The sequence below is a fragment of the Proteiniclasticum sediminis genome (assembly GCF_018128025.1).
GTDB classification, from domain to species: domain Bacteria; phylum Bacillota; class Clostridia; order Clostridiales; family Clostridiaceae; genus Proteiniclasticum; species Proteiniclasticum sediminis.
Window position 1 is genome coordinate 1 of the sequence record NZ_JAGSCS010000047.1, and the last position, 1,820, is coordinate 1,820.

3 protein-coding genes and 1 pseudogene are annotated in these 1,820 nt (G+C 47.0%); 1 reads left to right on the forward strand and 3 read right to left on the reverse strand.

What is annotated here, in order from left to right:
• A pseudogene (locus KCG48_RS14400) lies at positions 1–230 on the reverse strand (IS66 family transposase); the annotation flags it as partial.
• Positions 231–439: 209 nt separating this feature from the next.
• Here KCG48_RS14400 and KCG48_RS14405 point away from each other — a divergent pair.
• A complete protein-coding gene (locus KCG48_RS14405) occupies positions 440–652 on the forward strand; it encodes a site-specific integrase (RefSeq protein WP_408004750.1) in 213 nt (70 codons plus the stop codon).
• Between the two features lie 60 nt (positions 653–712).
• Here KCG48_RS14405 and KCG48_RS14410 read toward each other — a convergent pair whose 3' ends face one another.
• Both KCG48_RS14410 and tnpB read right to left on the reverse strand, forming a co-directional pair.
• Positions 713–1,555, reverse strand: coding sequence for an IS66 family transposase (locus KCG48_RS14410; protein ID WP_211802874.1), 843 nt, complete (start codon positions 1,553–1,555; stop codon positions 713–715).
• A 115-nt stretch (positions 1,556–1,670) separates the two neighbouring features.
• Positions 1,671–1,814 carry an IS66 family insertion sequence element accessory protein TnpB gene (gene tnpB, locus KCG48_RS15105; protein WP_408004752.1) on the reverse strand — a complete coding sequence of 48 codons (144 nt, stop codon included), beginning with the start codon at positions 1,812–1,814 and terminating at the stop codon, positions 1,671–1,673.
• Between the last annotated feature and the right edge of the window lie 6 nt (positions 1,815–1,820).

Genomic DNA, 1,820 nt, shown 5'->3' on the forward strand with positions numbered 1-1,820 from the left:
TGGCTCCAGCAGAGACAGCGGGTGACGTCCCTCACCTTTTCATACCCGGCGTAGGCATCCGTATGCAGATAGCCGCGAAAACCTTCCAGAAACGCCGAGGCATGGGCCCCTGCGCGACCGGCGCGGTAATCAAAGATCCGGATGGGCTGGGCAGTATGACGGCTTGTGGCATACACCCACATATACGACTTGCTCGTGTTGCTCCGGCCTGGCTCTTTCATCACCTGGACCGTGGTTTCATCTTATGTAGAGTCTTACGTTATGTAGAGTAAAACTTTTTATGACTGGGAAATATCAGTTGAATTGAGTTTGACTCTACATAATTTTTACTGCATTCTCTTATACAAAGGAGGTGCATCATCATGCCCAAAACAGTACTTCAGTACCAACTATCTTAATTAAGTCGACACATCCGCATGTTATTCGACATTCGAAAGCTATGCACTTGTTGGAAAGTGGAGTGAATCTAATTTATATACGAGACTTTCTTGGCCACTCATCAGTTACTACTACTGAAATATATGCTAAATGTAATCCAGAACTGAAGCGGAAGTACATTCTTGAAGCGGCGTCTCAGTTGGATGATTCCATTCAGCCCTATTCCGATAATGAAAAGGATGGGCTGCTCGATTGGCTCAAGAATAATATCTAAATATTATGTAGAGCCGGAGTATTACAAACAACTAAATTTACTAGATTTGAATGCACGGCTCTACATAACGTAAGACTCTACATAAGATGAGTTATGCGAAGCTTCGCATAATTCATCCGCGTGGAGATAGGTCTCCTCCAGCAGTTTTTCGCGTAGTCTTGCGACTACGGGGCTGAGCCATTCCTCTGAGGTCTTCATAATCCAGCTGGAAAGGGTATTCCGCTGGATTTCCAGGCCTAGGTTATGCCAGTCCTTCTCCTGTCGGTAGAGTGGAACATGATTCACATATTTCTGGTACATGGTCCATGCCACACTGGAGGGGGAAGCCATCGAATGCTGGAGCACCGGCTGGTCCGCCTCTGCTTGCCGGAGATAACTTCTGCCTTCCTTTCGGCAGGTGCGGCACTCTGCGGTTTCCACATAGACCTCCACGAGCTTCATGGATGCCGGCGTGTATTCAATTTCCGTCCGGAGATATTTCTTGCCGGCAGGAACCAGTCTGTCTCCATCCATGGAGCAGACTCGGTCTTCATCGGGAAGCGTATAGAGTTTTTCCTCTCGGGGCAGATTGCGGAGTGCTTTCTCCCGAGAATACCCCTTTTTTGTAGCCTTCTGGCGAAGATCTGGTTCTTCTTGAACCTCGGCATTCGTTTCGGCTTCATTGAAGAGGCCAAGATCTTGACTCATCTCGGGATTGAGGATCTCATCCAGTACAATCTGGCCGGTTAAGGCGGCCATTTTTTCACTCTTGGTGCCGAAAAGCTTTTTGGTGAGATACTCAATCTGCTCCCGCAAAATTTTCGACTCAACACTCATTTCTTCGATGGTTTTTCGAAGGGACTCGATGGTCTTGTTCTGTTCTTTAATGACCTCGATTAATGCGGAAGTTTCCGAAGCTTTCATGTTGCCTCTCCTCAATCACAAGATATTGAAATTCTACTTTAATTATATCATAAACTCGACATAATTGCACGATAAATATCGCTGAACCCCTTGATTTCTCAAGGTATTCAGCGAATCAGAGCACTCTCTTCTTTTCGAGGGGATGGATAGCTTTCTTCTGATCGACGGAGAGTCCCTCCAACAGCCAGCGATACTGCTGCGGGGTGATTTCCCGCGCCTCATCTTGGCTGCGAGGCCATTGAAAACTTCCGTTTTCCAAGCGTTT

Excerpts from the sequence above, each read along its gene's own strand:
- KCG48_RS14410 (WP_211802874.1), bottom strand. The coding sequence starts at position 1,555 with ATGAAAGCTTCGGAAACTTCCGCATTAATCGAGGTCATTAAAGAACAG.
- KCG48_RS14405 (WP_408004750.1), top strand. The coding sequence starts at position 440 with ATGCACTTGTTGGAAAGTGGAGTGAATCTAATTTATATACGAGACTTT.